A 25,825-nucleotide genomic window follows, 5' to 3' on the forward strand; every position below is an offset into this window, starting at 1 on the left:
TCGGGGGGTGTGAGGATGGGCGGGTGCTCGAGCGACCACCCGACGTGACCGACGACGAGGTCCTCGGCCTGGTCCACCAGCACTGGGAGCCGCGCGCCGACGCGGTCGAGCACCTGCCGGTCGGTTGGGGCGCGCACCACTGGCGCGTCGACGTCGCGGGCGAGCCGACGCTCTTCCTGACCCTCGATCCCGACCTCCCCCGGCACACGCTCGCCAGCCTCGAGGCGGCGTACTCCTCGGCCGCCTCCCTCGACCTCGACTTCGTCTGGCCGTCGCGGCCGGGCTCGAGCGGTGCGTACGTCGTCGCGCTGGGCTCGCGCAAGGCCAGCGTCACCGGGTGGCTCGAGGGCTCACGTCCGACCGAGTCGGTCGCCGAGCTGCCGTCACTCCTCGCCGAGCTCCACGCTGCGCCTCGGCCGGCCGGTGCCCGCACCTGGTCGACGGAGGTCGAGCCCCGGCTGGGCGACCTGCTCCGTGACCTGCTGCAGCAGGAGTGGTCCGGACCGCTCGGCCCCGCCGCGCGCGAGCTCGTGGGCGAGCACCTCGTCCAGATCGGGACGTGGGCGCGCGAGCACGCGCGCCTGCTCGCCCTCGCCGACCCGTCGACGTACGTCGTCACGCACGGCGAGCCGCACGTCCGCAACCAGTGGCTCGCGCAGGGGCGCACGTGGCTGATCGACTGGGAGTCGCTGGTGCTCGCGCCGCGCGAGCGTGACCTCGCGACGCTCGTGCACGAGGGCCGCGACGTCGCCCACGACCGCGAGATGGTCCGGCTCTTCGACCTCGAGTGGCGCCTCGGGGAGATCTGGTCGTTCGCCCGGTGGCTCCAGGGCCCGCACGTCGGCGACGCCGACGACCGTACGGCGCTCGGCGGGCTCACCGGCGAGCTCACCCGCCCGCACTTCGACGAGGGGTAGACCGAGCCTCCCCACCAAAACTGGAGCCTCACCCGCGAAGTTTCGGGGGTGAGGCTCCAGTTTCCCCGGGTACCCGGGGATCGCGACCCGGCGCCGGACACCGACGCCGGACGCGATCAGGCGTTGTGCGGGTCGGGCACGTCGTGCGGGGTGAACGACGACGAACCGGTGTTGTCCCCGTCGTCGGAGATCGTGACCTCGCGACGCTTGGAGATGATCACCGCGCCCGCGATGATCGCGACCGCGACGAGCGCGATCACGACACGCAGGACGTCGTTCTCGTCTGTGCCGACGCTCAGGGAGACGACCGCGCTCGCGATGAGCAGCGAGACCAGGTTCATCACCTTGATGAGCGGGTTGATCGCCGGGCCGGCGGTGTCCTTGAACGGGTCACCGACGGTGTCACCGATGATCGTCGCCTCGTGCGCGTCCGAGCCCTTGCCACCGTGGTGGCCGTCCTCGACCAGCTTCTTGGCGTTGTCCCACGCACCGCCGGCGTTGGCCAGGAAGACGGCCATCAGGGTGCCGGTGCCGATCGCACCGGCGAGGAAGCCGGCCAGTGCGGTCGCGCCGAGGCCGAAGCCCACGGCGATCGGGGCGAGCACCGCGAGGATGCCGGGCGTGATCAGCTCGCGCAGCGAGTCCTTGGTGACGATGTCGACGACCTTGCCGTACTCCGGACGGCCGGTGCCCTCCATGATCCCGGGGATGTCGCGGAACTGGCGGCGGACCTCCATCACGACCGCGCCGGCAGCGCGGGCGACCGCGTTGATGGCGAGGCCGGAGAAGAGGAACACCACGGCCGCACCGAGCAGCACGCCGACGATGACCGCCGGGTTGAAGACGCTGAAGTCCAGCAGGTACGCCTCGTCGGGGCTGACGTCGGCATCGGCGAGGGACTCGAACACCGAGGTGGCGTAGGAGCCGAACAGCGCGGTCGCCGCGAGCACCGCGGTGGCGATCGCGATGCCCTTGGTGATCGCCTTGGTCGTGTTGCCGACCGCGTCGAGCTCGGTGAGGATCTGCGCGCCGTTCTCGCTGACGTCGCCGGACATCTCGGCGATGCCCTGTGCGTTGTCGGAGACCGGGCCGAAGGTGTCCATCGCGACGATGACGCCGACGGTCGTCAGCAGGCCACAACCGGCCAGGGCGACGGCGAAGAGCGACACCGTGAGGGCCGCGCCACCGAGGAGGTAGGCACCGAACACGGCAGCACCGATGACGAGGGTCGTGTAGACGGCCGACTCGAAGCCGACCGAGAGGCCGGACAGGATCACCGTGGCCGGGCCGGTGAGGGACGTCTTGCCGACGTCCTTGACCGGGCGGTACTCGGTGCCGGTGTAGTAGCCGGTGAGGGCCAGGATGCCTGCCGACATCACGATGCCGATGACCACCGCGGAGGCGGCGATGAACCGCGGGTCGCCGTCGGCGCCGGACAGGTCGACGGCGATGTTGGTGAACTCCGCGAAGCTGCTCGGCAGGTAGAGGTACGACAGCACGATGCTGGCCACCGCGGCGATGCCGGAGGACAGGTAGAACGACTTGTTGATCGTCGTCAGGCCGTTCTCGCCGGCCTTCGGCTTGGTCAGGTAGACGCCCGCGACGGCCGTCAGGGCACCGATGGCGGGGATGAGCAGCGGGAAGACGAGGCCCTTGTCGCCGAAGGCCTGCGAGCCGAGGATCAGCGCGGCGACCAGCGTGACGGCGTACGACTCGAAGAGGTCGGCAGCCATGCCGGCGCAGTCGCCCACGTTGTCACCGACGTTGTCGGCGATCGTCGCGGCGTTGCGCGGGTCGTCCTCGGGGATGCCCTGCTCGACCTTGCCGACGAGGTCGGCGCCGACGTCGGCGGCCTTGGTGAAGATGCCGCCACCGACACGCATGAACATGGCGAGCAGCGCGGCACCGAAGCCGAAGCCCTCCAGCACGTCGGGAGCCTCGTCCTGGAAGAACAGGACGACGAGGCTGGCACCGAGGAGGCCGAGGCCGACGGTCAGCATGCCGACCATGGCGCCGGTGCGCAGGCCGATCGTCATCGCCGGCTCGCGACCCGTGGTCTCCGCCGCTGCGGCGACCCGCAGGTTGGCGCGCACGGCGAGGTTCATGCCGAGGTAGCCCACCGCTGCAGAGAAGCCGGCGCCGACGATGAAGAACACCGAGCGGAAGATCCGCACGGTGGTGTCGTCGGCCGGCAGCACGAGCAGCGCGAAGAACGCGATCGCCGCGAAGATGGCCAAGGTCCGGAACTGCCGAGTCAGATAGGCGTTGGCGCCCTCCTGGACTGCGAGGGCGATGGTCTTCATGTTGTCGGTGCCCTCGCCGGCGGCCATGACCTGGGACCGGAACATCGCAGCCATCCCGAGCGCGCCGAGCGCGATCAGGGCGACGACGACGACCAGGACCAGGTTTCCACCTGCGAGCTCCGGCTTCACGACCGCGGGCAAGATCCCCGTCATGCGTGTCCTCCTAGGACGTAAAAGATCGTTGAACGCGCCGGAGTCTACGCAGAAGTGATCCAGATCACGGGCCGGGGTGACCCACACCACACCGGGGTACCGGGTTGGAACGTACAAAGCCCCTCCGGGCGTGCCCGGAGGGGTGAGGTGCGACGGTCCGCTGCGCGGCGGTCTGCTGCGCGGCGGTCTGCTGCGCGGCGCTCAGGCGCCGGGAGCGAGCCCGACGGAGTCGTGGATGACGAACACCTTCGCCAGCCCGGTGATCCGGAAGATCTTGAGCAGCCGCTCCTGGGTGCAGACCAGGTCGAGCGACCCGTCGTGGGCGCGGACCTTCTTGAGGCCACCGACCAGCACACCGAGGCCGGTGGAGTCGAGGAACTCGACGGCCTCGAGGTCGATCACGATGTCGTAGGTGCCGGCGCCGACGAGCTCGGTGATGCAGTCGCGCAGCTTGGGCGCGGTGTAGACGTCGATCTCCCCGCCGACGGCGACGACGGCGCGACCATCCACCTCGCGTGTGGCAAGGGTGAGATCCACAACTGCTCCCCGGTTCCCGAATTCTCGGACTTGGACGCGTGCAGGACACCCGGTGTGTCCCCCTGTTCCGGGTGGTATCAAACCACGAGTCACACCCGTTGCGCAGGTGTCCCCAACACTTCTCGTCGGACCCGCCGCGCCCGTCGCTGTCGGCGGCATTTGCCAGACTCGGTCCGTGAACCGCTCCCACCCCGACGTGCTCCCTCCGGTCGAGCAACTCGTGCGGCGGCTCACCCAGGTGCCCGGGCGCGAGGACCGGCTCCGTCACCTCGAGGTGCTGCCCGCACGCGAGGCGGTCCACGAGGACTGGCCGGAGTGGGTGCCTGACGACGTACGGGGCGCGTTCGCCGCCCAGGGCGTCGCGCGGCCGTGGCGCCACCAGGTCGTGGCCGCCGACGCCGCCCACGCCGGCGACCACGTCATCGTCGCCACCGGCACGGCGTCGGGGAAGTCCCTGGCCTACCAGGTGCCGGCGCTCTCGGCGATCCACGCCGCGCGCGGGCCCCGCGGCGAACGGGGAGCGTCCGTGCTCTACCTCGCGCCGACCAAGGCCCTCGCGCACGACCAGCTCTCCGGCCTCGCATCGCTCGGGCTCGACGTACGCCTCGCCGCCCACGACGGAGACAGCTCGCGCGAGGAGCGCGACTGGACGCGCGACCACGGCGAGTACGTCCTCACCAACCCCGACATGCTCCACCGCTCGCTGCTCCCCTCCCACCACCGGTGGTCGCGGCTGCTCGGCTCGCTGCAGTACGTCGTGGTGGACGAGTGCCACCACTACCGCGGGGTCTTCGGGGCGCACGTGTCCCACGTGCTGCGCCGGCTGCGCCGGGTCTGCGCGATGTACGGCGCGCACCCGACGTTCGTGCTCGCCTCGGCCACGGTCGCCCAGCCGGAGGTGACGGCGTCGCGGCTGACCGGCCTCGACGTCGTCGCGCTCACCCGCGACGACTCGCCCCGGGGTCGCGTCTCCCTGCTGCTGTGGGAGCCGCCCTTCACCTCGCACGCCGGGGAGAACGGCGCACCGGTGCGGCGGGCCGCCTCGTCCGAGGTGGCCGACCTGCTGGCCGACCTGGTCGCCGAGGACGTGCGCACACTCGCCTTCATCCGGTCGCGCCGCGGCGCCGAGCAGGTGGCGGCCACCGCCCAGGACCTGCTCGCCGAGGTCGATCCGTCGCTTCCGGACCGGGTCGCGGCCTACCGCGGGGGCTACCTCCCCGAGGAGCGGCGCGCGCTCGAGGCCGCGCTGCGCCGGGGCGACCTGATGGGGCTGGCCGCGACCAACGCCCTCGAGCTCGGCATCGACATCAGCGGGCTCGACGCCGTGCTCATCGCCGGCTTCCCGGGCACCCGTGCCGCGTTCTGGCAACAGGTGGGTCGAGCCGGACGGGGCGCGCAGGACGCCCTCGGCATCCTGGTGGCCAAGGACGACCCGCTCGACACCTACCTCGTCACCCACCCCGAGACGCTGATCGGGGCGCCGGTCGAGGCGTCGGTCTTCGACCCGTCCAACCCCCACGTGATGGGCCCCCACCTCTGCGCCGCCGCCCAGGAGTCGCCCCTCACCGAGGCCGACCTGCCGCACTTCGGGCCCACCACCCGCGAGGTGGTCGACGAGCTCGTGGCCCTCGGACTGCTGCGGAAGCGTCCGCGGGGCTGGTTCTGGACCGATCGCGGCCGGGCGGCCGACCTCGCCGACATCCGCTCCGCCGGCGGCTCGCCCGTCCAGCTGATCGAGGCCGACACCGGCCGCGTCGTCGGCACCGTCGACGCGAGCGGTGCGCACAACCAGGCCCACGCCGGGGCGGTCTACGTCCACCAGGGCGAGACCTGGATCGTCGAGGACCTCGACCTCGAGCACCACGTCGCGTCGATGCGACGCGACGACCCGTCGTTCAGCACGACCGCCCGCGAGGTCACCGACATCAGCATCGTCAGCACCCGCGAGCGCCGGTCGTGGGCGGGGTGCGAGCTGTCCCTCGGCGAGGTGGACGTCTCGCACCAGGTCGTCTCGTTCCTCCGGCGACGCCAGCCGGGCGGCGAGGTGCTGTCGGAGGAGCCGCTCGACCTGCCGGAGCGCACCCTCCGCACGAGCGCCGTGTGGTGGACCGTGCCCGACGACGTCGTGGCCGAGGCCGGCCTGGCCGCCCTCGACGTACCGGGCGCGGCGCACGCCGCCGAGCACTGCTCGATCGGCCTCCTCCCTCTCTTCGCCACCTGCGACCGGTGGGACATCGGCGGTGTCTCGACGGCCCGCCACGCCGACACCGGCGTGCTCACCGTGTTCGTGTACGACGGCCACCCGGGCGGCGCGGGCTTCTCGGAGCGCGGCTTCCACACCGCGGTCGCCTGGCTCTCGGCGACCCGCGAGGCGATCGCCGGCTGTGAGTGCACCAGCGGCTGTCCGTCGTGCATCCAGTCGCCGAAGTGCGGCAACCAGAACAACCCCCTCGACAAGGTCGGCGCCATCCAGCTGCTGGATGCCCTCCTCGCGGGTGCGCCGCGTGGTGGCGAATAGGGCTAGATTCGGGTCATGGTCATCCTGGGTCTGGTCCTCATGATTCTCGGCGGCATCGCGATCCTGTCGGCGCTCTTCGTGAGCCAGCCGGGCACGGGCGGTGAGCTGCTCGGTCTCGACGTCACCACGCTCCAGGCCTTCCTGGTCGGCGTGGCCGCCGGTGCCGCGATCCTCTGGGGCTTCTCGATCTCGAAGTGGGGCACCAAGCGCAGCCTCGCCCACCGCAAGGAGCGCAAGGAGCTGACCGAGCTCAACGCCAAGCTCGAGCGGGTCGAGGCCGAGCGCCGCGCGGACGGCGACACGGTCACCGACCGCGACCGCACCTGACCCCGGCCCGCGTGGGCGCTCGCTGAGCACGGAACGTCACCTGGTGGCTCGGATCTTCCACGGTCCACCGGCGAGCCTCCCGGTTTACCCCGGCGACAGCGACCGCGGACCCGCACGGGACTCGGCCGTGACCCGCACGTCGCGCCACGGCACCCGCGGCCCGGCGACCGACACGGTGACGAGGACCTCCTGGCCCTCGACGAGGCACGCGTCGAGGGCGCCGGCGTTGCGGCTCGCCACCTCACGGGCGGATGTGCAGGCGTCGTCGAGGTGGGACGCACCGGCGAGCGCCGCGAGGTCGGCCGCGGACTGCGCCCGCCGCTGGGCGGTCACGAGCCCGCCGGCGGCGGCCAGCCCGGTCATGACGAACATCAGCAGGCCGGCCATCGCCACCACCAGGACAGTGGCGCCTCCGCGATCGGTGCGGGCCGTCACGACGCCTCCGCCTCCATCAACGCCACCGCCTCGGCCGAGACCGTGACGCCCGGCAGCGAGGCCAGCAGGCCACCCGGTCCGGTGATCGTCGCGCTGGTCGTCACCGTGACCTGACGGTCGCCGGCCTCGATCCGGACGCGCGCGTCGTCCGGGGCGATCCTCAGCGCGACGGACTCCGCCGACGCCACGTCGTCGCCGCGAGCCACGGCCCGGGCTGCTTCTCGCGAGGCATCGACGACCCGCACCTGAGCCGCGCCGACGGCCAGCATCCAGACCAGCCCGGCCGTGAGGGCGACCAGCAACGGGATGCCGATCGCGAGCTCGGCCGTCGCCGCGCCGTGGTCGTCCCGTCGCCGCGCGCCCCGCCGTCCGCCCATCAGCCGATGCCGAGCAGACCCATGACGTGGTCGAACAGCCGACCCAGCAGCTGGTCGCCGAAGCTGCCGGTCAGCAGCTTGTAGAGCAATCCGGCGAACCCGGCCCCGGCGGCCGTGCCGACGGCGTACTCCGCGGTGGTGATGCCGTCCTCTGCGTGCTCCTGGCGCTCGATCCTCATCGGCACTCCTCTCGTCGTGGGGCTCCTGTCGAGCCCCGTCCCGACCAGCCTCGGAGGATCGGCAGCCGCCCGCACCCGGGGACCCGTGGGCCTGTGGACGAGCAGGTGTCCCGCCGGCCTGTGGACGTCGGGTGGCCCGTCATGGCGCGACCGAGCCGAAGAGCGAGGCCACCGTCGGCACCACTCCCAGCAGGAGGAACGCGGGCAGGAGGCAGACGCCCAGCGGGAGGGCCGCGCTCACGCCGACGCGGCGCGCGGCGTCCTCCGCACGTGCGAGGGACTCACGGGCGAGCTCGTCGGCGAGCCGCTCCACGGTCTGCACGACGGAGGCGCCCGACGTCTGCGAGCGCACCATCGCCCGACCCAGCGGAGCGAGCTCGTCATCGTCGAGGATCGCCTGCCACGCCTCGACGCCCGAGGATCCCCACGCGGACCGGTCGATGACGGGCGCCAGCCGGTCCGCCGCCGGGCCGGGCAGCGCCGTGCACACCTGGGCAAGACCGGCGGTCGGCTCAGCGCCAGCACGCAGCGTCGAGGCGAACAGGTCGATGAGGTGCGGCAGCGTCCGCTCCACCTCCTCGCGCTCCCGTCGGCGCGACGGGGCCTCCGCCCGCGCCAGGACCCACCACGCAGCGGCGGCCGCCGCCAGCGCCGCGACCGGCCCGGCCGATCCACCCACGAACAGCCAGGCCCCGGCGCCGACACCCACCGCAGCGACGGGGCGGAGGCCGAACCCGGACGGGACGCGCTCGCGCGCCGCCGGCCGGACTCCGGGCGACATCCAGCACAGCACCGCCAGCGCGGCTCCGAAGGCGCTCACCCAGGTCATGGCGCGCTCGCCCGGTCGGCCAACCGCTCGATCCACCACAGCCCCAGCGCGACCAGCGCCAGCCCGGACACCAGGCAGGCCCAGCCGAGCGGCGTACGCAGGAGGAAGGACCACGGGTCCGACCCGGAACCCGACCCCATCACCAGCACGGCCAGCGGCAGCGACGCGACCAGTCGCGCCGTCGCGCGTGCCGAGGCCAGCTCGGAGTCGACGAGGCGTCGGGTGCGACGTCGCGCCCGCAGGCTGTCGGCGGTGCGTTCGAGAGCGGCGGCCAGGCCGTGACCCGACCGCTGCGCCACCTGCCACGCGCCCGCCACCCAGCGCAGGTCGGCGGCGCCGCGGTGCTCAGCGGCGAGCGAGCGGAGCGCGCCCGGGACGTCCGCGCCGAGGCGCATGGCCTCCACCGCGGCGACCAGTGGCGGCCACCGCTCGGCGGCGGCTGCGAGCGCCGCGCCGGGTGGTCGGCCGGCAGCGAGCTCGGCGGCGAGGAGGTCGCACGCCTCGAGCACCGCCGCCTGGTCCGCTGCCACGCGGCGCCGACCCGCTCCCCAGGACCGCCCCCACGACGGACGGGAACGGGTCGACGCCTCCAGGGGCAGGTGTGGGTGCGGTGCCCACCACACGGCCACGGCGAGCGCCATCAGCGCCGTCGCGAGCCAGCCGCTCACCACGCCACCGACCCCAGTCGGCGGGCCAGCGCGCCCGCGGCCGGACCACGGACCACCCGGTCGGGCTCGAACGTCGCCGCGGTCCGCAACGACACGAGCCCGGACGGCTCGCGCTCCGGCACCGCGAGCTCCAGCACCCGACGCCTCCCGTCGCGCCCCCGACCGAGGTGCACGACGACGTCGAGCGCCGACGCGAGCTGGCTGTGCGCGGCCTCCCGCGGCAGACCGGCGGCCAACGACAGGGCCTCGATCCGGGCCGGGACGTCGGCGGCCGAGTTGGCGTGGAGCGTCCCGCACCCGCCGCCGTGCCCGGTGTTGAGCGCGGCCAGCAGGTCGACGACCTCGGCGCCGCGCACCTCGCCGACGACCAACCGGTCCGGCCGCATCCGCAACGCCTGGCGCACGAGCGTCTGGAGGGTGATCTCCCCGGCTCCCTCGATGTTGGGCGGTCGCCCCTCCAGTGCGACGACGTGCGGGTGGTCGGGTCGCAGCTCGCTGGCGTCCTCGACGAGGACGATCCGCTCGCCGGTGTCGACGAGCGACAGGAGGGCCGACAGGACCGACGTCTTGCCCGTCCCGGTGCCTCCCGTGACGAGGAAGGCGCACCGCGCGTCGACGACCTCCTCCAGCAGGAAGGCTCCGTCCGGGGGCAGAGCACCCGCGGTCACCAGCTCGGCCAGCGTCCACACCCGACCGCGCGGGATGCGGAGCGAGAGCACCGTCCCCGAGCGGGCCACCGGAGCGAGCACGGCGTGGAACCGCGTGCCGTCGGGCAGGCGGACGTCGGCGTGCGGCGTGGCGTCGTCCAACCGACGACCCGCCGAGGCGGCGAGCCGCTGGGCGAGCCGCCTGACCGAGGCGTCGTCGGGGAAGGACACCGAGGCCCGCTCGAGCCCGCGGCCACGGTCGAGCCAGACGTCGTCGGGCCCGTTGACCAGCACGTCGGTCACGTCGGGCAGCCGCAGCAGCTCCTCCAGGGGGCCGGCACCGAGGACGTCGCGGCGCAGCAGGTCGTGCACCGCGAGCACGGTCGCGTCGCCCACCGGCGTGCCAGACGCACGCAACGCCTCGGCCACCCGATGGGGCGTGAGGTCGCCGGACGCACCGGCCAGCCGACGGCGTACGTCGTCGACCACCTCGGTCGGCACAGCAGCAGGGGAGCTCATGCCGCGTCCAGGAGGTCGCGCGCCGCACGAGCGAGGGGCCCGCGGGCGGACAGCGGACCGAGTCCGCGATCGACCGAGGCGGCCAGACCGCGCTGCTCCCCCAGCGTCGCCACCACCGGCAGACCGGTCACGCGCGCTGCGTCGGCGTCGCCCACCCCGCCCGGACGCACCACCAGCCCGGCACGCCCCGCGCAGCCGAGGTGCGCGACCAGGCGAGCGGTCGCCGCCAGCCCCGGGACCGTGGCGGGAGTGACCACCAGCAGGTCGTCGCACCGGTCGACCAGCTCGACCAGCGACGGACCGCCGTGTCGCGCCAGGTCGAGCACCACGAGCTCGTGTCCGCGGACCGCCGCATCGAGCATCCGTCGGGCCGTCGGCACGTCGAGTCGTCGTCGGACCCCCGCCCAGGTCAGGACGCCCAGTGCACCGTCGCGCGGCACGCCCTCCCTCAGCGCTCGCGCGCCGAGCCGTCCGGCCGTCTCGGCCAGTCCCTCCCAGCGCACGCCGCCACGGCCCTCGAGGCCGAGCAGCCGGTCGACGCCCGGTCCGAGCGGGTCGCCGTCGACCAGGAGCGTCGGGCCACGGGCCGCGTGCCACTGGGCGAGCGCGCACGCGAGCGTCGTGGCTCCTGCCCCACCCGATCCGCCGACCACCCCGACCACGCGACCGGGCGACGCCCGCTCGCCCACGTCGGCCAGCGCGTCTGCCAGCCAGGACGTCGCCTCGGGGAGCGCGACCACCGACGCCGCTCCCAGGGCCACGGCGTGGCGGAAGACGGCGTCGCCCGGTGCCGGCCCGACGACGTGCACGCCGGACCTGCGCGGCGGCGCAAGCTCGACGGCCTCCTCCGCGAGATCGGCGCCGACCAGGACCAGGTCTGCCTCGCCCCACGCCGCAAGGGACAGCGACGGGTCCGCGCAGACGTCGCTCGCCACGCCTGCCGCGGCGCACAGCGCGACGACGGTCTCGTGGGTGGTGACGGATCGGGTGAGGAGGAGGACGGCCATGGCGACAAGGCTCGGCCCGAGGACCGACGCCGGGCAGCCGATGCCTGCGGGGCATGTGGAGAAGGCCGCATCCACGGCCCCTGTGGACGACTGATGGCCCACGAGCGTGGCCGGCGGCCCCTACGATGAGGCGCATGTCCCGCCCGACCGCGGCCTTCTTCGACCTCGACAAGACGATCATCGCCAAGTCGAGCACGCTCGCCTTCAGCCGCGAGTTCCAGGCGGGCGGACTCATCTCCCGGCGCGCGATGCTGCGCTCGGCGTACGCCCAGTTCGTCTTCTTCACCGGCGGCGCCGACCACGACCAGATGGACAAGATGCGCGAGTTCATGTCGCAGCTCTGCGCCGGCTGGGACGTCGCGACGGTGCGCGAGATCGTCCACGAGACGCTCAACAACATCGTCGAGCCGCTCGTCTACGACGAGGCCGTGACGCTGATGGAGGAGCACCGCGCGGCCGGGCGCGACATCGTGATCGTCTCCGCGAGCGGCGCCGAGGTGGTCGAGCCGATCGGCCAGATGCTCGGCGCCGACCGGGTGGTGGCGACGCGGATGGAGATCGTCGACGGGAAGTACACCGGCGAGATCGACTACTACGCGTACGCCGAGGAGAAGGCGCGCGCCATCGAGCACTTGGCCGAGACCGTCGGCTACGACCTCGCCGGGTCCTACGCCTACAGCGACTCGGTCACCGACGTGCACATGCTGCAGGTCGTCGGGCACCCGTTCGCCGTCAACCCCGACCGCGAGCTGCGGCGGATCGCGACCGCCAACGAGTGGCCGGTGCTGAGCTTCGTACGCCCTGTCGCGCTGCGCCGACGTGTCCCGCTGCCGCCGGCGAGGCCGACCCTCGCGGCGCTCGCCGTGGGCGGTGCGGTCGCCGCCGGCGGCGTCATGTGGGCCAACCGCAGGAAGCGGGCTCCCGGGGCCTGACCGCGCGGACCGGTCCGTCAGGCCAGCGCGTAGGGCGGGACCAGCAGCCCGGCGATCACGCACAGCCAGCCGAGGAACAGCCACGGGTAGTGGCGCCCCGTCGAGGGCCACGGGCTGCGGATCTCCCGGAGCCGGCCGCGGTAGCCGATGACGGCGAGCACGCTCCCGAGGAGTGCGAGGGGAACACCGATCCAGAACTGCCGGAGGTCGGACGACACAGCGAGGTAGGCGTACAGCCACGTGGTGCCGATGCCGGCCGCGATGAGCGGCACCGCGCTGCGCAGCAGCTGCCGGCTCTCGAGCCGCTTCACCGTCCGGTCGAGCGGCGACGCGGTCGCATCGTGGCGGTCGGTGGACCCGTGGTCGGTCACGCCATCCTCCGTCGTGTCGTGTCGCCAGGCAGGGGCACGGTACCCGCGGGCCTGGGCCAGGCGGTTCGGGCGCAGACGCCACGGATGCGCCCGGCGGGGCGAAAGTCAAGGCTTGTAGGTGCAGGCCCGGAGGACTAGAACTGAAGAAGAACTCCACAGCAGCACGTGATCCAGGTACCCACGCGGCGATCCACCCATCCGATGGGGTGCTGGTCCTTCGGGATCTGCCCGAGCCAGCGATTGAGAAGAGCACGCTTGGTAGCCACGGCATCACGTGTCAGCGGCGGCACCCGATCCTCGTGAACGGGTGCCGCTCGCACGTTCAGGCTCTCAGCGGCGAGGCCTCGGCCCCCGCGGCGAACGCCTCGGCGCCGTACAGCGCCCACGCGTGGACGCCGCTCGGACCGCCGTCGCGGTAGGCGCGCAGGTTGGACTCGTACGCCGCCCGGTGGGCGAGGTGCCCGGCCTCGGGCACGACGAGCGACTTGGCGTCGACGCCGCGGGAGACCAGCACCAGCCGCTCGAGGGCCCGGGCGACGATCCCGTTGTGCGAGGCGAACGGGGCGGCCGTCGCGACATCGGCGTGCGCGATCGCGGCCACGAGCAACGCCGGTGCCGACGTACCGGAGAGGAGCAGCTCGGACACCCCGCGCAGCCGGTCGGCCGACGCTGCGTCGCGCGGCCGGCCGAGCTCGTCGGCGGTCAACGACGACGACCCGACGACCGCGTGCAGCCGCGCGATCGCCTGGAGCGGCGCGGTCTTGAGCAGCGGGGCCAGCGCGAGCATGGATGCGGAGAGCCGGACGGCGTCGGCCGCGATCTCGTCGACCTCGCCCGCTCGCACCTGCTCCAGCGTCGACGCAGACCCCTCGAGCACGGCGCTCGCATGGGCGCCGCGGAGCAGCGACTCGGCGGTCATCTCGGGCGACGTACGCCGCAGCCCCCGGTCACGCAGCATCACGTCGATGCCGTCACGCGTGCCGGCGTAGGCCGAGGGGACGCCCTCGAGCTCGGTCAGCCAGGCGAGCGGATCGGTCATGGGAGGACGGTATCGGCGGGCGGTTGCTAGCTCTTCGGCAGCAGGGAGATCTTCTGCCAGACCTTGCGCGACATGCTCGTCGTCAAGGTCTCGAGGTCGCTCACGGTCGTCAGCACGAGGGAGTCCTGCGACTCCTCCGCGCACAGGGCCGCGACCTTGCCGATCAGCGAGAGCAGCTCGGAGCAGTACTCGAGGTAGTGCTCCATCTGGCTGCGGTCGAGGTCTCCGATGTCGACCGTGGCGGTGGTCGGCACGAAGTCGGACCGCAGCCGTTCGGGGTCCTTGGTCAGCTGGTGCATGTCGACGATGTGCGCCAGCGAGCGCAGCTTGTGGAGCAGGTCGAGCAGGCGGCCACGCACGAGCCGCTGCGGCAGGGCGTAGAGGAACCACAGCGCGAGGCCGGCGAAGACCAGGTCAATGATCGTCGACTCGATCAGCGGCACCCACTCGAACGACCGGTCCGGCCCCGCCCGTACGGCGTCGCGCGAGGCCAGCACGAAGACGACCACGGTCGCCGCCAGCACGAGGAGCGCCGCGGCGCGGGACGCGAGCCGCACCCACCGCAGCCGGTCGCGGACGTCCTGGGCCGCACCCTTCACCTGGGCGGTCAGGTCGACGAGCTCACCGGCGACGGCCAGCAGGCCGCGATCGGGGAAGCGCGCCGCGATGCGCGACTCGAGCCGTGCGACCGTCTCCTGCACCGGCCCCGCGTCAAGGCGTCCGAGCGAGCTCACGCGCCCACACTAGGGGCGCTGCCGCCTCCGACCGCGGGATACGGTGACCACGATGAGCGACGAACTCCCCGAGACCCCAGCCACCGGCGGACGCGCACGGTCCTTCGGCACCGTCGCCGAGGCGTACGACCGGGGGCGACCGGCGTACCCCGAGGAAGCCGTCGCCTGGCTGACCGGCGGCGAGGCCAAGGTCGTCCTCGAGCTCGGCGCCGGCACGGGCAAGCTCACCCGCCAGCTCGTCGACGCCGGCCACGCCGTCTTCGCCACCGATCCCGACGAGGCGATGCTGGAGGTGCTGCGCGAGCGGGTGCCCGAGGTCAGCGCCAAGGTCGCGACCGCCGAGGAGATCCCGGCCAACGACCGCTCCGTCGACGTGGTGGTCGTCGCGCAGGCGTTCCACTGGTTCGACCACGAGGTGGCGCTGCCGGAGATCGCGCGCATCCTCAAGCCCGGCGGTCACGTCGCGCTGATGTGGAACAGCCGCGACGAGCGGATCCCGTGGGTGCGCCGGATGGGCGACATCCTCGGCCGGCAGGACAGCAACACGTCGTCCGCGCAGCACCTCGTGCACAGCGACCTCTTCGGCTTCATGGAGGAGACGTCCTTCAAGCACTGGCAGGAGGTCAACCGCGAGAGCATCCTCGACCTCGCGCGGTCGCGGTCGAGTTTCCTCGTGATGGACGACGACGAGAAGCAGCAGCACCTCGAGGAGGTGCGTGCCTTCTACGCCGACTACGGCCGCGGCATGGACGGCATGCAGATCCCCTACGTCACGCGCTGCTACCGCGCTGTCGTCGTCGATCGCGACGAGCAGACAACTTCTGACGGGGACGCGCCGTCACAGGAGGGACCGGTCGTGAGCGACGGGACCGACACGGACATGTTGCTCATCGACTTCCGCTGACCGCACCGCACCACTTCTTGGGGGAACCATGCGTCGTACGACGCCACTGACGGCTGCCGCGATGCTGGGCCTGGCCCTGCTCGCCCCGACCACCGCCGCGTCAGCCGCCGGCGAGACCTGCCGGGGCGAGGCCGCGACGATCGTCGGCGAGCGCACCAAGGTCATCACCGGCACCGAGGGCCGCGACGTCGTCGTGACCAACGGGAGCGGACAGGTCGACACGCTCGGCGGCGACGACCTGGTCTGTGTCACCGGGCGCGACGGCCCGCGGGGGACGACCTACGGCGTCAGCATCGACACAGGGGCCGGCAACGACGTGGTCGACGGCACCGCCGCCCGGTCGTGGGGCGCGGACGTCACGCTCGGAGCCGGTGCCGACCGCTTCGAGGGTGGCGCGTCCGACGACTACGTGCTGGCCGGCGACGTCGTCGTCGCCGGGTCCGACGTCAGCTACCCCGACGCCGACCCCGACGTGCTGATCGGCGGGGGCGGCGGCGACTCCCTTCGCAGCGGGCAGGACGGACTGCCCAACAGCGACGTGCTCCAGGGCGGCGACGGCGACGACGGCTTGGCGTACGCCGGCACCCTCACCGACGCCTCTCTCCTGGACGGCGGGTCGGGTGTCGACCGGCTCGGGCTCGCGCTTCGACCGGGAGCGCAGCTCCTCGACAACGTGGCCGGCGAGCTGCGCCGCGACGGCGCCCTCGTGCGCCGCTGGACCTCGGTCGAGTCGTTTGCTGCGGGCCCCGCCGACGTCACCGGCGTGACGTTGGAGGTCCGCGGCAGCGCGGTTGCCGAGTCGCTGCTGCTGTTCGACGCGATGCCCCTCACCGGTGACCTCGGTGCCGGCGACGACAGCCTCCGCGTGATGGCCACCCTTCCCGCCGTCAGCACGCTCGCGGGCGGCGAGGGGCGCGACCGGTTCGACTTCGGCACCGAGGACGGCTCCGTCGAGTGGGACCTGCGCAGCGGCGCGGTGACCACCGACGACGGCTCGTTCACTGCACGGGGCTTCGAGGACGGCTTCGTCTCCGCCGCGCGTACCCGCCTGGTCGGCACGGACGGCCCGAACGACCTGGCCGCCAACAGCTGCGACGCCCGCATCGACGGACGTGACGGACGCGATCGCCTCTCGATCCACTCCGACGGCACCTTCGACGTGTTCGACACCTGCATCGGCTCGGCGGTGCTCCTCGGCGGTCGCGGCCACGACACGATCATCAGTCGCGCGGGCTCGAAGGACCGGATGGTGGGCGGGCGCGGCAACGACACGTTCGACGCCGTCGGCAGCAACGACACGGTCTTCGGCGGCCCCGGCCACGACGGTGCCGACCTCGGCAACGGGAACGACGCGTTCTACGGCGGTCCCGGCCGCGACAAGGTCGACGGCCAGCAGGGCCGTGACCTGTGCCGCGCCGAGCGTCGTAGGTCCTGCGAGCGCTGACCCGTAGCGACGCCTCGGCCGGGCACCTAGGGTCTGCTGCGTGGCGAGGTGGAGGTGGCGGCGTACGTCGCTGGGCGGGGAGGCCGATCGTGCCGCCTTCCGCGCCCTGCACAACGCCTCCCTCGCGAGCCCCGCGCTCCGCGAGGGACTGACGTCGGCGAGCGCCGAGCGGTCCGTGGGCCACCTGCGCGCACTGCTCGGCACGCCCGCCGCCGGGCTCGGTGACACGAGCGGGCTGCTGGCGTGGGACGGCCTCGGCGCCCACCACCGCAGCCAGCTCGCCACGACGATCAGCCAGGTCGCCGAGACCGGGCGCACGATGATCGTCGACGAGCGGACCCTGGTCTGCGACGACGGCGGCTGCCAGGTGACGCAGGCGATCGTCACCCCGCTGGTCGTGGAGGACACCCTCGTCGGTGCGCTCGTCGTCGGGGCCCCGCACACCACCGGCGGCCTCGTCCGCGCGGCCGACGAGGTCGCGTCGTGGGTCAGTGGCCAGCTCGAGCTCGCCGAGCTCGACCTCTCGCGCACCCGGCTGATGGAGGCCGAGGTGCGGGCACTGCGGGCGCAGATCAGCCCCCACTTCATCTACAACTCCCTCGGTGCGATCGCCAGCTTCGTGCGGACCGACCCCGACCGCGCGCGCGAGCTGCTGCTCGAGTTCGCCGACTTCACCCGCTACTCCTTCCGCCGCCACGGCGAGTACACGACGCTCGCCGAGGAGCTCCGGTCCGTCGAGCGCTACCTCCTGCTCGAGCAGGCGCGCTTCGGCGACCGGCTCCAGGTGACGCTCCAGGTCGCGCCCGAGGTGCTGCCGGTGGCGGTGCCGTTCCTCTGCATCCAGCCGCTCGTCGAGAACGCCGTACGCCACGGGCTGGAGGCCAGCGCCGACAAGGCCGACGGGATCGGTCGGCTCTCCATCACCGCACGCGACCACGATCAGGAGTGCGTGATCGAGGTCGAGGACGACGGGACCGGCGAGGACCCCGAGCGGGTCCGGCAGGCCCTCGCCGGCGATGCGTCGATGGACTCGGTCGGTCTGGGCAACGTCGACGCGAGGCTGCGCAACGCCTACGGCGACGACTACGGTCTGGTGGTCGAGACCGCACCCGGCGCCGGCACGAAGGTGATCGTGCGGGTGCCGAAGTTCGCCCCGGGAGTGCAGGTATGAGTCCTCTGCGTGTGCTGGTCATCGACGACGAGCGCCCCGCGCTCGACGAGCTCACCTTCCTGCTCGGCCGGGACCCGCGCATCGGCGAGGTGAGGGGGTCCGACTCCGCGACCGACGCGCTGCGGGTGCTCCAGGCCGAGGAGGTCGACGCGGTCTTCCTCGACATCCAGATGCCCGGCCTCACCGGCCTCGACCTCGCGCAGGTGCTGTCGCGCTTCAAGAACCCGCCGCCCGTGGTCTTCGTGACCGCCCACGAGGAGCACGCCGTCGCCGCCTTCGAGCTGCGCGCGGTCGACTACGTCCTCAAGCCGGTGCGCGAGGAACGCCTCGCCGAGGCCGTACGCCGGGTGGTCGAGGCCGGCGGCCCGGCGCCGTCGGGCGACGTGCAGATCCCCGTCGAGCGCGGCGGCGTCACCCGCTTCATCAACCGCTCCGAGATCACCCACGTCGAGGCGCAGGGCGACTACGCGCGGCTGCACACCGCCGACGGCTCGCACCTGGTCCGCACGCCGCTGTCGTCGCTCGCCGAGCAGTGGGCGCCCGCCGGCTTCGTCCGGATCCACCGCTCGGTGCTGGTCGCGCTCCCCCATGTCGAGGAGGTGCGCAGCGAGGGCGGCCGCGTCAGCGTCGTGATCGGCGGCACCGAGCTGCCGGTCAGCCGGCGGCACACGCGCGAGCTGCGGTCGGTGCTCACGAAGCGCGACTCATGAGCGATCCCCTGCCCCGGGTGCGGGTGACCGGACCGCCGCGGCGTCGTGCGGACGTCGTACGGGCTGCGGGGGCGCGTGAGATCGACGCGGAGTCCGCACTGGGCGAGGTCTTCATGCGCTCGCTGCTGCGCGAGCAGCTGGTGCTCGCGCTGCAGGTGATCGCGGCGCTCGGCCTCACCGTCGGGCTGCTGCCGCTGGCCTTCCACCTCGTCCCGTCGCTCGGCGAGGTGCGGGTCGGGCCGGTGCCGCTGGCGTGGCTGCTGCTCGGGGTGCTGACCTACCCGTGGCTGGTGCTGCTCGGCTGGCTCTACATCCGCCGGGTCGAGAGCAACGAGCGCGACTTCGCCGACCTGGTGGGGACCGTGGTGCCCGAGGACCTCCCATGAACACCCCACGACGTTCTTCTCCTCCGCTGCGCTCCCCCGAACAACGCCGCGGGGACCCCGCATGAGCACCGGCATCCTGCCCGGTGTGGTCGCCGTCGTGCTGGTGTCGGTCGCGACGCTGGCGATCGGCACCTTCGGGCTGCGGATCTCGCGCACCACCAGCGACTTCCTCGTCGCGTCGCGGAGCGTGCGGCCGCGGCTCAACGCCAGCGCGATCGGCGGGGAGTACCTCTCCGCCGCGTCCTTCCTCGGCGTCGCCGGCCTGCTGCTGACCTTCGGCGCGGAGATGCTCTGGTACCCCGTCGGGTGGACCGCGGGCTACCTCGTCCTGCTGGTGCTGGTCGCCGCGCCGCTGCGGCGCTCGGGGGCCTACACCCTGCCCGACTTCGCCGAGGCCCGGCTGGGCTCGCGCGGCGTCCGCAAGCTCTGCTCGGTGCTGGTCGTCGCGATCGGCTGGCTCTACCTCCTGCCGCAGTTCCAGGGCGCGGGCGTCACCCTGCGCGCCACGATCGGCGCGCCGCAGTGGGCCGGCTCGCTCGTCGTCGCGCTCGTCGTGCTGGCGTCGGTGAGCCCGGGCGGGATGCGGTCGATCACCTTCGTGCAGGCCTTCCAGTACTGGCTCAAGCTCACCGCCCTCCTCGTCCCCGTCTTCGTCCTGCTGGCGGTCTGGATGGCCGACGGCGCCGCCGATCCAGCGTCCGCCGCACCCGCGTCGTGGTCGATCCCGCTCGCCACGCCCGGCGGCGGCATCGGGCTCTACACGACGTACTCCCTCGTCGTCGCGACGTTCCTCGGCACGATGGGACTCCCGCACGTGGTCGTCCGCTTCTACACCAACCCCGACGGCCGGGCCGCGCGCCGGACGACCCTCGCGGTGCTCGGACTGCTGGGCATCTTCTACGTCCTGCCGCCGGTGTACGGCGCCCTCGGCCGCGTCTACGCACCCGACCTGGTCGCCAGCGGGTCGGACACGCTCGTGCTCGAGCTGCCGTCGCTGATGGTGGGCGGCGTGCTGGGGGCCGTGCTGACGGGACTCGTGACCGCCGGTGCCTTCGCCGCCTTCCTGTCGACGTCGTCGGGGTTGACCATCGCGGTGGCCGGAGTGCTGTCGCAGGACGTGACCGGCCGACGGTGGGGCACGCGCCGGCTCGGCGGGGTCGCGGCCTTCCGGGTCGCGGCGGTCATCGCCGTCGTCGTGCCGCTGCTGATGTCGCTTCCCGCCCAGGACGTCGCGGTCGCGCGGACCGTCGGCCTGGCCTTCGCGGTGACCGCCTCCACTTTCGCGCCGCTGCTGATGCTGGGCATCTGGTGGCGCGGCCTCACCCCGACCGGCGCCGTCGCCGGCCTGCTCGTCGGCGGGCTCGGCTCGGGTGCCGCCGTCGCCTGGACGCTGGGAACGTCGTCGTCCTCCGGCTGGACGGCCGCGCTCCTCGGCCAGCCCGCCGCCTGGTCGGTGCCGGCGTCGTTCCTGACGATGGTCGTCGTCTCGCGGCTGACCGCCGCCACCGTGCCCGCCCACGCGGGCCGCTTCATGGTCCGCCTCCACACTCCCGAGGCCGTCGACCTCCAGCGCTGACACGAGCACAATCGGCCCATGACCGACGTCGTCAGCTTCCGCCTGTGGCCGCCCGTCGCGATCGGCGTACCCCTGCTCGCCGGCCTCGCCGTCAGCGCGGCCTGGGACGACCCGGTCGAGCCCGGCTCCTGGCGGGTGCCCGTCGGCTGGCTGCTGGTCGCCGTCTTCGTGGTCTGGAACGGCTGGTCGCTGTGGCTCTTCGCGCACCACGAGACCGGCCTCCTGCCGGGCGACGCGACGACCTCGATGATCGAGTCCGGGCCCTACCGGCTCTCGCGAAACCCGCTCTACGTGGGGCTTCTGGCCCTCTACCTCGCCATCGCGCTGCTGGCGTCGAGCTTCTGGGCGCTCGTCCTCCTGCCGCTTGCCGTCGCCCTCGTCCTCTGGGGCGCGATCCTCCCCGAGGAGCGTTTCCTCGAGTCCCGCTTCGGCGAGCCGTACGACGACTACCGCGCGAAGGTGCGCCGCTGGCTCTAGTCCCCCAGTGCGGTGACCCGCTGCTGGTCCTCCCGGAAGAGGCTCGTGGTGACGAACACCCGACCTGTCGCCCGGTGCACGACGAGGTCTCCCTCGATGACGTGGCGGTCGTCGACCACCACCCTGGACAGTCGCTTGCCGCGGGTGGTGAAGGTGTGGACCTGCGACGGCGTGTCCCCTCCCCCGCCGAGCACGTGCACCTGCTCGCGGACGGGGTCGATGGCGACCGCGGCGTGGTAGGCCTCGAAGCGGTCGCGCTCGGTGCGCACCTTGGCCTTGCGCAGCAGCCGCCCGCGCGGGCTGTAGACCCGCAGGCCGGCGCGGTCGACGTCGACGGCGGCGACGAGCACGCGTCCACGGGGCGTCAGCGCGACCGCGACGTCCGAGATGCTGCCGATGTCCTCGAAACGGCGCACGGTCCGCGCCTTCCCGCGCCGGTCGTACGTCACGAGCGACACCGGGGACTCGATGCGACCCGGCTGGTCGACGACGTGGACGAGACGGCGCTCGGAGTCGATGGCCATCTGGATGCGGCCGTCGGGCGTCCGGACCTTCGTCCGCGCCTGCCACGTCAGCTTCCCCGAGGCGTTGAACGACCGGAGCACCACGAGACCTGCCCGACCGTCGTTGAACTTCCTCGCCGAGGAGGTACCGGCGGCGTACACGCGGTGTGACCTCGGGTCGATGTCGAGCGCGCTGGGGAACGACCTGCCGTCCCCGACCACCTCCTCATCGGTGAAGACCGCGTCCCCGGCCGACGTCCAGCACGAGGTGTACCAGGTGATCAGCGACTGGCCGGCCTTGCGCTTGGACCCCAGGCTGCACACCTGACCGGTCGTCTCGTCGACGGCCATCGCGACCGGAGCCGCCGGGATGTCCGTGGCCACCTCCCGTGCCACCTGGCCACCCCCGGAGACGAACATCACGACCTGACGTTTGTCCCGGAGGCCGCTCAGCACGACCTGGCCCGTGGTCGGGTCGGACACGAAGTCGGTCATCCCGGGCACCGGGACGGCCCACTCGACGGCACCCGTCGCGGCGTCGAGGCGACGCAGCACCGTGCCGTCACCGGCGTACATGAGGAGCGTGAAGACGTCACCTGACGCCTCGTCGACCTCGAGGTACTGGCCGTACGCCTTCAGCACGGCGTCGGTCTGCCACTCCACGTCGAGCGCCCGCGCGCTCGCCGGCGCGGCGAGACCTCCGAGCATCGCGAGCGCTGCTGCTACGGACCCTGCTGTCTTGACGAGCCGCACGGCTCCCCCTCCCGGTAGGACCTCACTGTCGCCCGACGACTGTCAGGCAGGGCGCAACCAGAACTCGTTCCCGTCGGGATCGGCCAGCTCGACCGCGTCGCCCGACCGTCCGACCTCGGTCGCACCCAGCGCCACCAGGCGCTGCACCTCGTCGTCGAGGTCATCGGTTGTGACGAGCACGAGATGCATTTTGTTGCGAGCAGATTTGTCGTTGAGCGGTGGCCCGCCCCACGCGATGAGCATCCGGCCGTCGGGAGTGCGGATCGCGGTCTCGCCGTCCTCGTCGTGGACCAGCGGCCAGTCGAGCGCCGCGGACCAGAACAGCCCCACCTCGCGCGTACCGTCCGCGGCCACCTCGCCCAGGAAACCCGTCCCTGCGAGCCAGTTGTTCGTCGACTCGATGACGCAGAACTCGTTGCCCTCCGGGTCGGCGAGCACCACGTGGTCCTCGTCGGGCAGCTGCCCGACGTCGAGGTGGGTCGCGCCGAGCGACAGCGCGCGATCGACGTTCTCCTGCTGCGTCGCGGTGTAGCTGGTCAGGTGGAAGTGGATCTGGTTCAACCCCTGGCGCGGCAGGTCGGCCTTCGTGAAGACGAGCGGGATCGGCACGTCGTGCTCACCCAGGAGGTCGCGCCAGAACAGACCGAGCCTGTCGGGATCGGCGGCGAGGACGGTGAGCGCGTAGGGACGAGAAGCCACCCGGCCAACCTAGGCGGGTCCGGGCGTGGGAGCGACCCGGTTTGATCGAGCGGCCGATCCCCGCGATGGTGGAGGGGACACATTCGCTATTCGGAAGGAGAGCCATGCTTGCTCTCACCGAGAACGTGACCGAGATCGTGAAGAAGCTCGAGGAGGAGGTGCCGGCCATCTCCGGCCTCCGCATCGCCACCGAGCCCGACGGGCAGTCGCTGTCCGTCAGCCCCGCCGACCAGGCCGCCCCCGGCGACCAGGTCGTCGAGCAGGACGGCGCGACCATCTACGTCGACGAGGCGGCCGCGGTGCTGCTCGACGACAAGATCCTCGACGGCGGCGTCGACGCCGAGGGCAACATCGAGTTCGCGCTGGGCCAGCAGGCCTGACCCACACGCGTCAGTGGAGCCCCGGGCCGGTAGGTACGGCCCGGGGCTCCACCTATGTCCGCACCTAGACTGCCCGCCGTGAGCGCGCGCGGGCCGATCTGGCGAGAGCCGGGGATGGCGGCGCTGGCCCTCATGACCTGTGCCGGCTTCTCCGGCTACGCCCTCCTCCTCACCGTCGCCCCGCTCTGGGCGGTCGAGGGCGGCGCGGGCACCGCCGGGTCCGGGCTCGTCAACGGCGTCCTCCTCCTCTTCACCGTCCTCACCCAGCTGCTGGTCCCGCGCGCACTGGAGCGCTTCGGCTGGGGGCCTGTCCTCGCCGCCGGCCTCAGCCTGATGAGCGTCCCCGGGATGCTGTACGGCCTCGACGACGGGCTCGCCGCGATCCTCGGGCTGTCGGCGCTCCGGGGTGTCGGCTTCGGCATCCTCACCGTCACCGGCAGCGCCGCGGTCGCCGCCCTGGTCGACCCTCGGCGGCGCGGCGAGGCGATCGGGGCGTACGGCCTCGCGATCGCGATCCCGAACCTCGTCCTGCTCCCTGCCGGCCCGTGGATCGCGGCGACCTTCGGATTCGGGTGGGTGTTCGCGCTCAACGTCCTGCCGCTCGTCGGGATCCCGGCGGCGCTCCGGCTCGCGTCGACGCTCCGCCGCACCACCGCCGAGGTGGTCGCGCCGGTCGATCCGGTCGACGACGACGAGGACGTCCTGCGCCACCTGCTCAGCCCGATCCTGATCCTGCTCGCGGTCACCCTGGCCGGAGGCGCCGTCGTCACCTTCACCCCGCAGGCGGTCGACAGCCCGTCGATCGCGGCGGCCGGCCTGTTCCTGATGGGATTCGCCTCCGCGGTCAGCCGCTGGCGGGCGGGCGTGCTCGCCGACCGCTACGGCGCGCAGCGGTTCGTCGTCCCCATGGTCGCCCTCACCGCAGTGGCGATGGCCGGCGTGGCGTGGGCGGTCGCACGGCCCAGCGACATCGCGTTCCTCGTCGCCCTGCTCCTGCTCGGGCTGTGTTACGGAGGGTTGCAGAACCTCACGCTGCTGATCTCGTTCGCCGCGGTCGCCCGTCGGCACCACAACCGGGCAAGCGCCTTCTGGAACATCGGCTTCGACGCGGGTACGGCGCTGGGCTCGGTCGCGGTCGGCGTGATCGCCGAGCTCACCTCGTTCACCACCGCCTTCCTGATCTGCGGCGCGATCGCGGCGGCGACACTGCCCCTCGCCCTGCGGCGTCCGCGTACAGTCCCCGCCCATGACGGCTCCTGACGACGTCACGGCAGCGCTGGACGCGCTCGTCGCGTCCGGACGCGATCCGGGCTGCGCGGTCGCGGTCGTGCGCGACGGGGTCATCGAGGTCGACCACGCGGCCGGCACGGTCGACGGCGAGCAGCCGTGGACGAGCACCACGCTCGTGATGACCTACTCCGTCGCGAAGCCGGTTGCAGCGCTCGCCTTCCTCGACGCGGTGGCCGAGGGCGTGTTCGAGCTCGACGACCTCGTCGCCCACGTCTGGCCGGACTACGCCGCGGCCGGCAAGCGGTCCACGACGATGCGCCACCTGCTCGCCCACCAGGCCGGCCTGCCAGCGTTCCCGGACGCCGCCGCCGAGGTGGCGTACGACGACCACGACGCGCTGGTCGCGCTGTTGGCCGAGGCGACGCCGGTCCACGAGCCCGGCGCGGGACTGGCCGAGCACGCGCTGACCTACGGCCACCTGCTCGACGAGGTGCTCCGGCGCACGACCGGGGAGGACCTCGCCACCCGGTTCGCCCGGATCGCGGCCGAGGGTGGATGGGACCTGCACCTGCGCCTGCCCGAGCGCGACCTGCAGCGCGTGGCGGCGGTCGTCGAGATGGGACCGTCGTGGCGCGCGGACTACGAGGCCGACCCGCGCTGGGGACCGGCCCTCGGCCGGCCCGATGGGCTGCTCGACCCCGAGGTGCTCAACTCCGAGCGCTTCCGGCGTACGCCGTTCCCGGCCGTCGCGCTCCACGCGTCGGCGCTCGGGCTGGCTCGCTGGTACGACGACCTCTCCCGACCCGACGGACTCGTCGCCGAGCGGCTCGGGCCGAGGTTGTGGCGCGCCTACCTCGCGCCGGCCGCGACCGGTCACGACCTCGTGCTCGACCGCGAGGTGGTGTGGACGCTGGGCTTCCAGCGCGACGAGGAGGACGGCCGCCCGGAGATCGGCATGGGCGGCGCGGGTGGCTGCTCGGCCTGGGCCGAGCCGGCCGCCGGCTACGGCGCCGCCTTCGTCACCCGTGGCCTCGGCGGGCACGACCGCGGGGAGGTCGTGTGGGAGGCGGTCCGGACGGCGTACGCACCGAGGACGTGAG

At 73.0% G+C, this 25,825-nt stretch carries 28 protein-coding genes; 14 read left to right on the forward strand and 14 right to left on the reverse strand.

Translation table 11 applies throughout. The features are described from left to right. Positions 1–23: 23 nt before the first annotated feature. Positions 24–917: a phosphotransferase family protein gene (locus JI751_RS21650; protein WP_201932472.1), complete on the forward strand. Its 894-nt coding sequence runs from the start codon at positions 24–26 to the stop codon at positions 915–917. Positions 918–1,033: 116 nt separating this feature from the next. Here the strand turns inward: JI751_RS21650 and JI751_RS01325 are convergent, their stop codons facing one another. Further along, complete coding sequence (locus JI751_RS01325; protein ID WP_201932473.1) at positions 1,034–3,373, reverse strand: sodium-translocating pyrophosphatase; 2,340 nt, start codon at positions 3,371–3,373, stop codon at positions 1,034–1,036. A gap of 201 nt (positions 3,374–3,574) precedes the next feature. Continuing rightward, complete coding sequence (locus tag JI751_RS01330) at positions 3,575–3,910, reverse strand: anti-sigma factor antagonist (protein ID WP_129427178.1); 336 nt, start codon at positions 3,908–3,910, stop codon at positions 3,575–3,577. Positions 3,911–4,085: 175 nt separating this feature from the next. Here JI751_RS01330 and sftH point away from each other — a divergent pair, with 175 nt between their 5' ends. Both sftH and JI751_RS01340 read left to right on the forward strand, forming a co-directional pair. Then, a complete protein-coding gene (gene sftH / locus JI751_RS01335; protein WP_307813678.1) occupies positions 4,086–6,428 on the forward strand; it encodes a DEAD/DEAH box helicase in 2,343 nt (780 codons plus the stop codon). A 15-nt stretch (positions 6,429–6,443) separates the two neighbouring features. Next, on the forward strand, positions 6,444–6,755 hold the full coding sequence (locus tag JI751_RS01340) for a hypothetical protein (RefSeq protein WP_201932474.1): 312 nt from the start codon (positions 6,444–6,446) through the stop codon (positions 6,753–6,755). An 84-nt stretch (positions 6,756–6,839) separates the two neighbouring features. On the opposite strand, the gene JI751_RS01345 is transcribed toward JI751_RS01340, so the two are convergent. The 7 genes from JI751_RS01345 to ssd all read right to left on the reverse strand — a co-directional run bounded on the left by JI751_RS01345 (position 6,840) and on the right by ssd (position 11,416). After that, positions 6,840–7,190, reverse strand: coding sequence for an Rv3654c family TadE-like protein (locus JI751_RS01345; RefSeq protein ID WP_201932477.1), 351 nt, complete (start codon positions 7,188–7,190; stop codon positions 6,840–6,842). Further along, entirely contained in the window at positions 7,187–7,567 is a 381-nt protein-coding gene (locus JI751_RS01350; protein WP_201932480.1) for a TadE family protein, read from the reverse strand. The genes JI751_RS01345 and JI751_RS01350 overlap by 4 nt, the downstream gene beginning before the upstream one ends. Next, positions 7,567–7,746 (reverse strand): DUF4244 domain-containing protein, encoded by a 180-nt coding sequence (locus tag JI751_RS01355; RefSeq protein WP_201932483.1) that lies wholly within the window; start codon positions 7,744–7,746, stop codon positions 7,567–7,569. Before JI751_RS01355 ends, JI751_RS01350 begins: the two co-directional genes overlap by 1 nt. Before the next feature lie 139 nt (positions 7,747–7,885). Next, complete coding sequence (locus JI751_RS01360; protein ID WP_201932485.1) at positions 7,886–8,575, reverse strand: type II secretion system F family protein; 690 nt, start codon at positions 8,573–8,575, stop codon at positions 7,886–7,888. Continuing rightward, on the reverse strand, positions 8,572–9,243 hold the full coding sequence (locus tag JI751_RS01365; protein ID WP_307813681.1) for a type II secretion system F family protein: 672 nt from the start codon (positions 9,241–9,243) through the stop codon (positions 8,572–8,574). Before JI751_RS01365 ends, JI751_RS01360 begins: the two co-directional genes overlap by 4 nt. Next, positions 9,240–10,409, reverse strand: coding sequence for a TadA family conjugal transfer-associated ATPase (locus JI751_RS01370; protein ID WP_201932504.1), 1,170 nt, complete (start codon positions 10,407–10,409; stop codon positions 9,240–9,242). The genes JI751_RS01365 and JI751_RS01370 overlap by 4 nt, the downstream gene beginning before the upstream one ends. Then, complete coding sequence (ssd, locus tag JI751_RS01375) at positions 10,406–11,416, reverse strand: septum site-determining protein Ssd (protein ID WP_201932508.1); 1,011 nt, start codon at positions 11,414–11,416, stop codon at positions 10,406–10,408. Before ssd ends, JI751_RS01370 begins: the two co-directional genes overlap by 4 nt. A 134-nt stretch (positions 11,417–11,550) precedes the next feature. On the opposite strand from ssd, the gene JI751_RS01380 reads away from it, so the two are divergent. Continuing rightward, complete coding sequence (locus tag JI751_RS01380; protein ID WP_201932511.1) at positions 11,551–12,348, forward strand: HAD family hydrolase; 798 nt, start codon at positions 11,551–11,553, stop codon at positions 12,346–12,348. A 17-nt stretch (positions 12,349–12,365) separates the two neighbouring features. On the opposite strand, the gene JI751_RS01385 is transcribed toward JI751_RS01380, so the two are convergent. The 3 genes from JI751_RS01385 to JI751_RS01395 all read right to left on the reverse strand — a co-directional run bounded on the left by JI751_RS01385 (position 12,366) and on the right by JI751_RS01395 (position 14,492). After that, a complete protein-coding gene (locus JI751_RS01385; RefSeq protein ID WP_201932514.1) occupies positions 12,366–12,719 on the reverse strand; it encodes a hypothetical protein in 354 nt (117 codons plus the stop codon). Between the two features lie 322 nt (positions 12,720–13,041). Continuing rightward, the gene (locus JI751_RS01390) at positions 13,042–13,758 is read right to left on the reverse strand and encodes a Fic family protein (RefSeq protein WP_201932517.1); all 717 of its coding nucleotides are present in this window, start codon (positions 13,756–13,758) and stop codon (positions 13,042–13,044) included. 26 nt (positions 13,759–13,784) lie between these two features. Further along, positions 13,785–14,492, reverse strand: coding sequence for a hypothetical protein (locus JI751_RS01395; protein WP_201932519.1), 708 nt, complete (start codon positions 14,490–14,492; stop codon positions 13,785–13,787). A 52-nt stretch (positions 14,493–14,544) separates the two neighbouring features. Here JI751_RS01395 and JI751_RS01400 point away from each other — a divergent pair, with 52 nt between their 5' ends. The 7 genes from JI751_RS01400 to JI751_RS01430 all read left to right on the forward strand — a co-directional run bounded on the left by JI751_RS01400 (position 14,545) and on the right by JI751_RS01430 (position 21,160). Then, positions 14,545–15,396: a class I SAM-dependent methyltransferase gene (locus JI751_RS01400; RefSeq protein WP_201932521.1), complete on the forward strand. Its 852-nt coding sequence runs from the start codon at positions 14,545–14,547 to the stop codon at positions 15,394–15,396. Between the two features lie 28 nt (positions 15,397–15,424). Further along, entirely contained in the window at positions 15,425–16,840 is a 1,416-nt protein-coding gene (locus JI751_RS01405) for a calcium-binding protein (RefSeq protein ID WP_201934465.1), read from the forward strand. Positions 16,841–16,880: 40 nt separating this feature from the next. Continuing rightward, positions 16,881–18,011 (forward strand): sensor histidine kinase, encoded by a 1,131-nt coding sequence (locus JI751_RS01410; RefSeq protein WP_201932523.1) that lies wholly within the window; start codon positions 16,881–16,883, stop codon positions 18,009–18,011. Further along, positions 18,008–18,721 carry a LytR/AlgR family response regulator transcription factor gene (locus tag JI751_RS01415; protein ID WP_201932525.1) on the forward strand — a complete coding sequence of 238 codons (714 nt, stop codon included), beginning with the start codon at positions 18,008–18,010 and terminating at the stop codon, positions 18,719–18,721. The genes JI751_RS01410 and JI751_RS01415 overlap by 4 nt, the downstream gene beginning before the upstream one ends. After that, positions 18,718–19,107 (forward strand): hypothetical protein, encoded by a 390-nt coding sequence (locus JI751_RS01420; protein ID WP_201932526.1) that lies wholly within the window; start codon positions 18,718–18,720, stop codon positions 19,105–19,107. Before JI751_RS01415 ends, JI751_RS01420 begins: the two co-directional genes overlap by 4 nt. 61 nt (positions 19,108–19,168) lie before the next feature. Further along, a complete protein-coding gene (locus JI751_RS01425; protein ID WP_201932527.1) occupies positions 19,169–20,683 on the forward strand; it encodes a sodium/solute symporter in 1,515 nt (504 codons plus the stop codon). Between the two features lie 18 nt (positions 20,684–20,701). After that, a complete protein-coding gene (locus JI751_RS01430; RefSeq protein ID WP_201932529.1) occupies positions 20,702–21,160 on the forward strand; it encodes a methyltransferase family protein in 459 nt (152 codons plus the stop codon). Here the strand turns inward: JI751_RS01430 and JI751_RS01435 are convergent. Together JI751_RS01435 and JI751_RS21655 are read right to left on the reverse strand one after the other, a co-directional pair. Beyond that, a complete protein-coding gene (locus tag JI751_RS01435; RefSeq protein WP_201932531.1) occupies positions 21,157–22,416 on the reverse strand; it encodes a hypothetical protein in 1,260 nt (419 codons plus the stop codon). The two genes, JI751_RS01430 and JI751_RS01435, sit on opposite strands and share 4 nt — an antisense overlap. A gap of 42 nt (positions 22,417–22,458) precedes the next feature. Next, positions 22,459–23,115, reverse strand: coding sequence for a VOC family protein (locus JI751_RS21655; RefSeq protein WP_201932533.1), 657 nt, complete (start codon positions 23,113–23,115; stop codon positions 22,459–22,461). A 104-nt stretch (positions 23,116–23,219) separates the two neighbouring features. Here JI751_RS21655 and JI751_RS01445 point away from each other — a divergent pair, with 104 nt between their 5' ends. From JI751_RS01445 to JI751_RS01455, 3 genes are all read left to right on the forward strand, one after another. Further along, positions 23,220–23,495: a Fe-S cluster assembly protein HesB gene (locus JI751_RS01445; protein WP_201932534.1), complete on the forward strand. Its 276-nt coding sequence runs from the start codon at positions 23,220–23,222 to the stop codon at positions 23,493–23,495. A 78-nt stretch (positions 23,496–23,573) separates the two neighbouring features. Next, on the forward strand, positions 23,574–24,755 hold the full coding sequence (locus tag JI751_RS01450) for an MFS transporter (protein ID WP_201932536.1): 1,182 nt from the start codon (positions 23,574–23,576) through the stop codon (positions 24,753–24,755). After that, the gene (locus tag JI751_RS01455; RefSeq protein ID WP_201932538.1) at positions 24,742–25,824 is read left to right on the forward strand and encodes a serine hydrolase domain-containing protein; all 1,083 of its coding nucleotides are present in this window, start codon (positions 24,742–24,744) and stop codon (positions 25,822–25,824) included. The genes JI751_RS01450 and JI751_RS01455 overlap by 14 nt, the downstream gene beginning before the upstream one ends. Position 25,825: the final 1 nt, after the last annotated feature.

Source organism: Nocardioides baculatus, assembly GCF_016735675.1.
Classification (GTDB): Bacteria; Actinomycetota; Actinomycetes; order Propionibacteriales; family Nocardioidaceae; genus Nocardioides; species Nocardioides baculatus.

Bases quoted from the DNA above. Each gene is read 5' to 3' on its own strand.
- JI751_RS01325 (WP_201932473.1), bottom strand. From the start codon at position 3,373: ATGACGGGGATCTTGCCCGCGGTCGTGAAGCCGGAGCTCGCAGGTGGA.
- JI751_RS01340 (WP_201932474.1), top strand. From the start codon at position 6,444: ATGGTCATCCTGGGTCTGGTCCTCATGATTCTCGGCGGCATCGCGATC.
- JI751_RS01350 (WP_201932480.1), bottom strand. From the start codon at position 7,567: ATGGGCGGACGGCGGGGCGCGCGGCGACGGGACGACCACGGCGCGGCG.
- JI751_RS01355 (WP_201932483.1), bottom strand. From the start codon at position 7,746: ATGAGGATCGAGCGCCAGGAGCACGCAGAGGACGGCATCACCACCGCG.
- JI751_RS01360 (WP_201932485.1), bottom strand. From the start codon at position 8,575: ATGACCTGGGTGAGCGCCTTCGGAGCCGCGCTGGCGGTGCTGTGCTGG.
- JI751_RS01370 (WP_201932504.1), bottom strand. From the start codon at position 10,409: ATGAGCTCCCCTGCTGCTGTGCCGACCGAGGTGGTCGACGACGTACGC.
- ssd (WP_201932508.1), bottom strand. From the start codon at position 11,416: ATGGCCGTCCTCCTCCTCACCCGATCCGTCACCACCCACGAGACCGTC.
- JI751_RS01380 (WP_201932511.1), top strand. From the start codon at position 11,551: ATGTCCCGCCCGACCGCGGCCTTCTTCGACCTCGACAAGACGATCATC.
- JI751_RS01390 (WP_201932517.1), bottom strand. From the start codon at position 13,758: ATGACCGATCCGCTCGCCTGGCTGACCGAGCTCGAGGGCGTCCCCTCG.
- JI751_RS01400 (WP_201932521.1), top strand. From the start codon at position 14,545: ATGAGCGACGAACTCCCCGAGACCCCAGCCACCGGCGGACGCGCACGG.
- JI751_RS01405 (WP_201934465.1), top strand. From the start codon at position 15,425: ATGCGTCGTACGACGCCACTGACGGCTGCCGCGATGCTGGGCCTGGCC.
- JI751_RS01415 (WP_201932525.1), top strand. From the start codon at position 18,008: ATGAGTCCTCTGCGTGTGCTGGTCATCGACGACGAGCGCCCCGCGCTC.
- JI751_RS01420 (WP_201932526.1), top strand. From the start codon at position 18,718: ATGAGCGATCCCCTGCCCCGGGTGCGGGTGACCGGACCGCCGCGGCGT.
- JI751_RS01425 (WP_201932527.1), top strand. From the start codon at position 19,169: ATGAGCACCGGCATCCTGCCCGGTGTGGTCGCCGTCGTGCTGGTGTCG.
- JI751_RS01430 (WP_201932529.1), top strand. From the start codon at position 20,702: ATGACCGACGTCGTCAGCTTCCGCCTGTGGCCGCCCGTCGCGATCGGC.
- JI751_RS01445 (WP_201932534.1), top strand. From the start codon at position 23,220: ATGCTTGCTCTCACCGAGAACGTGACCGAGATCGTGAAGAAGCTCGAG.
- JI751_RS01455 (WP_201932538.1), top strand. From the start codon at position 24,742: ATGACGGCTCCTGACGACGTCACGGCAGCGCTGGACGCGCTCGTCGCG.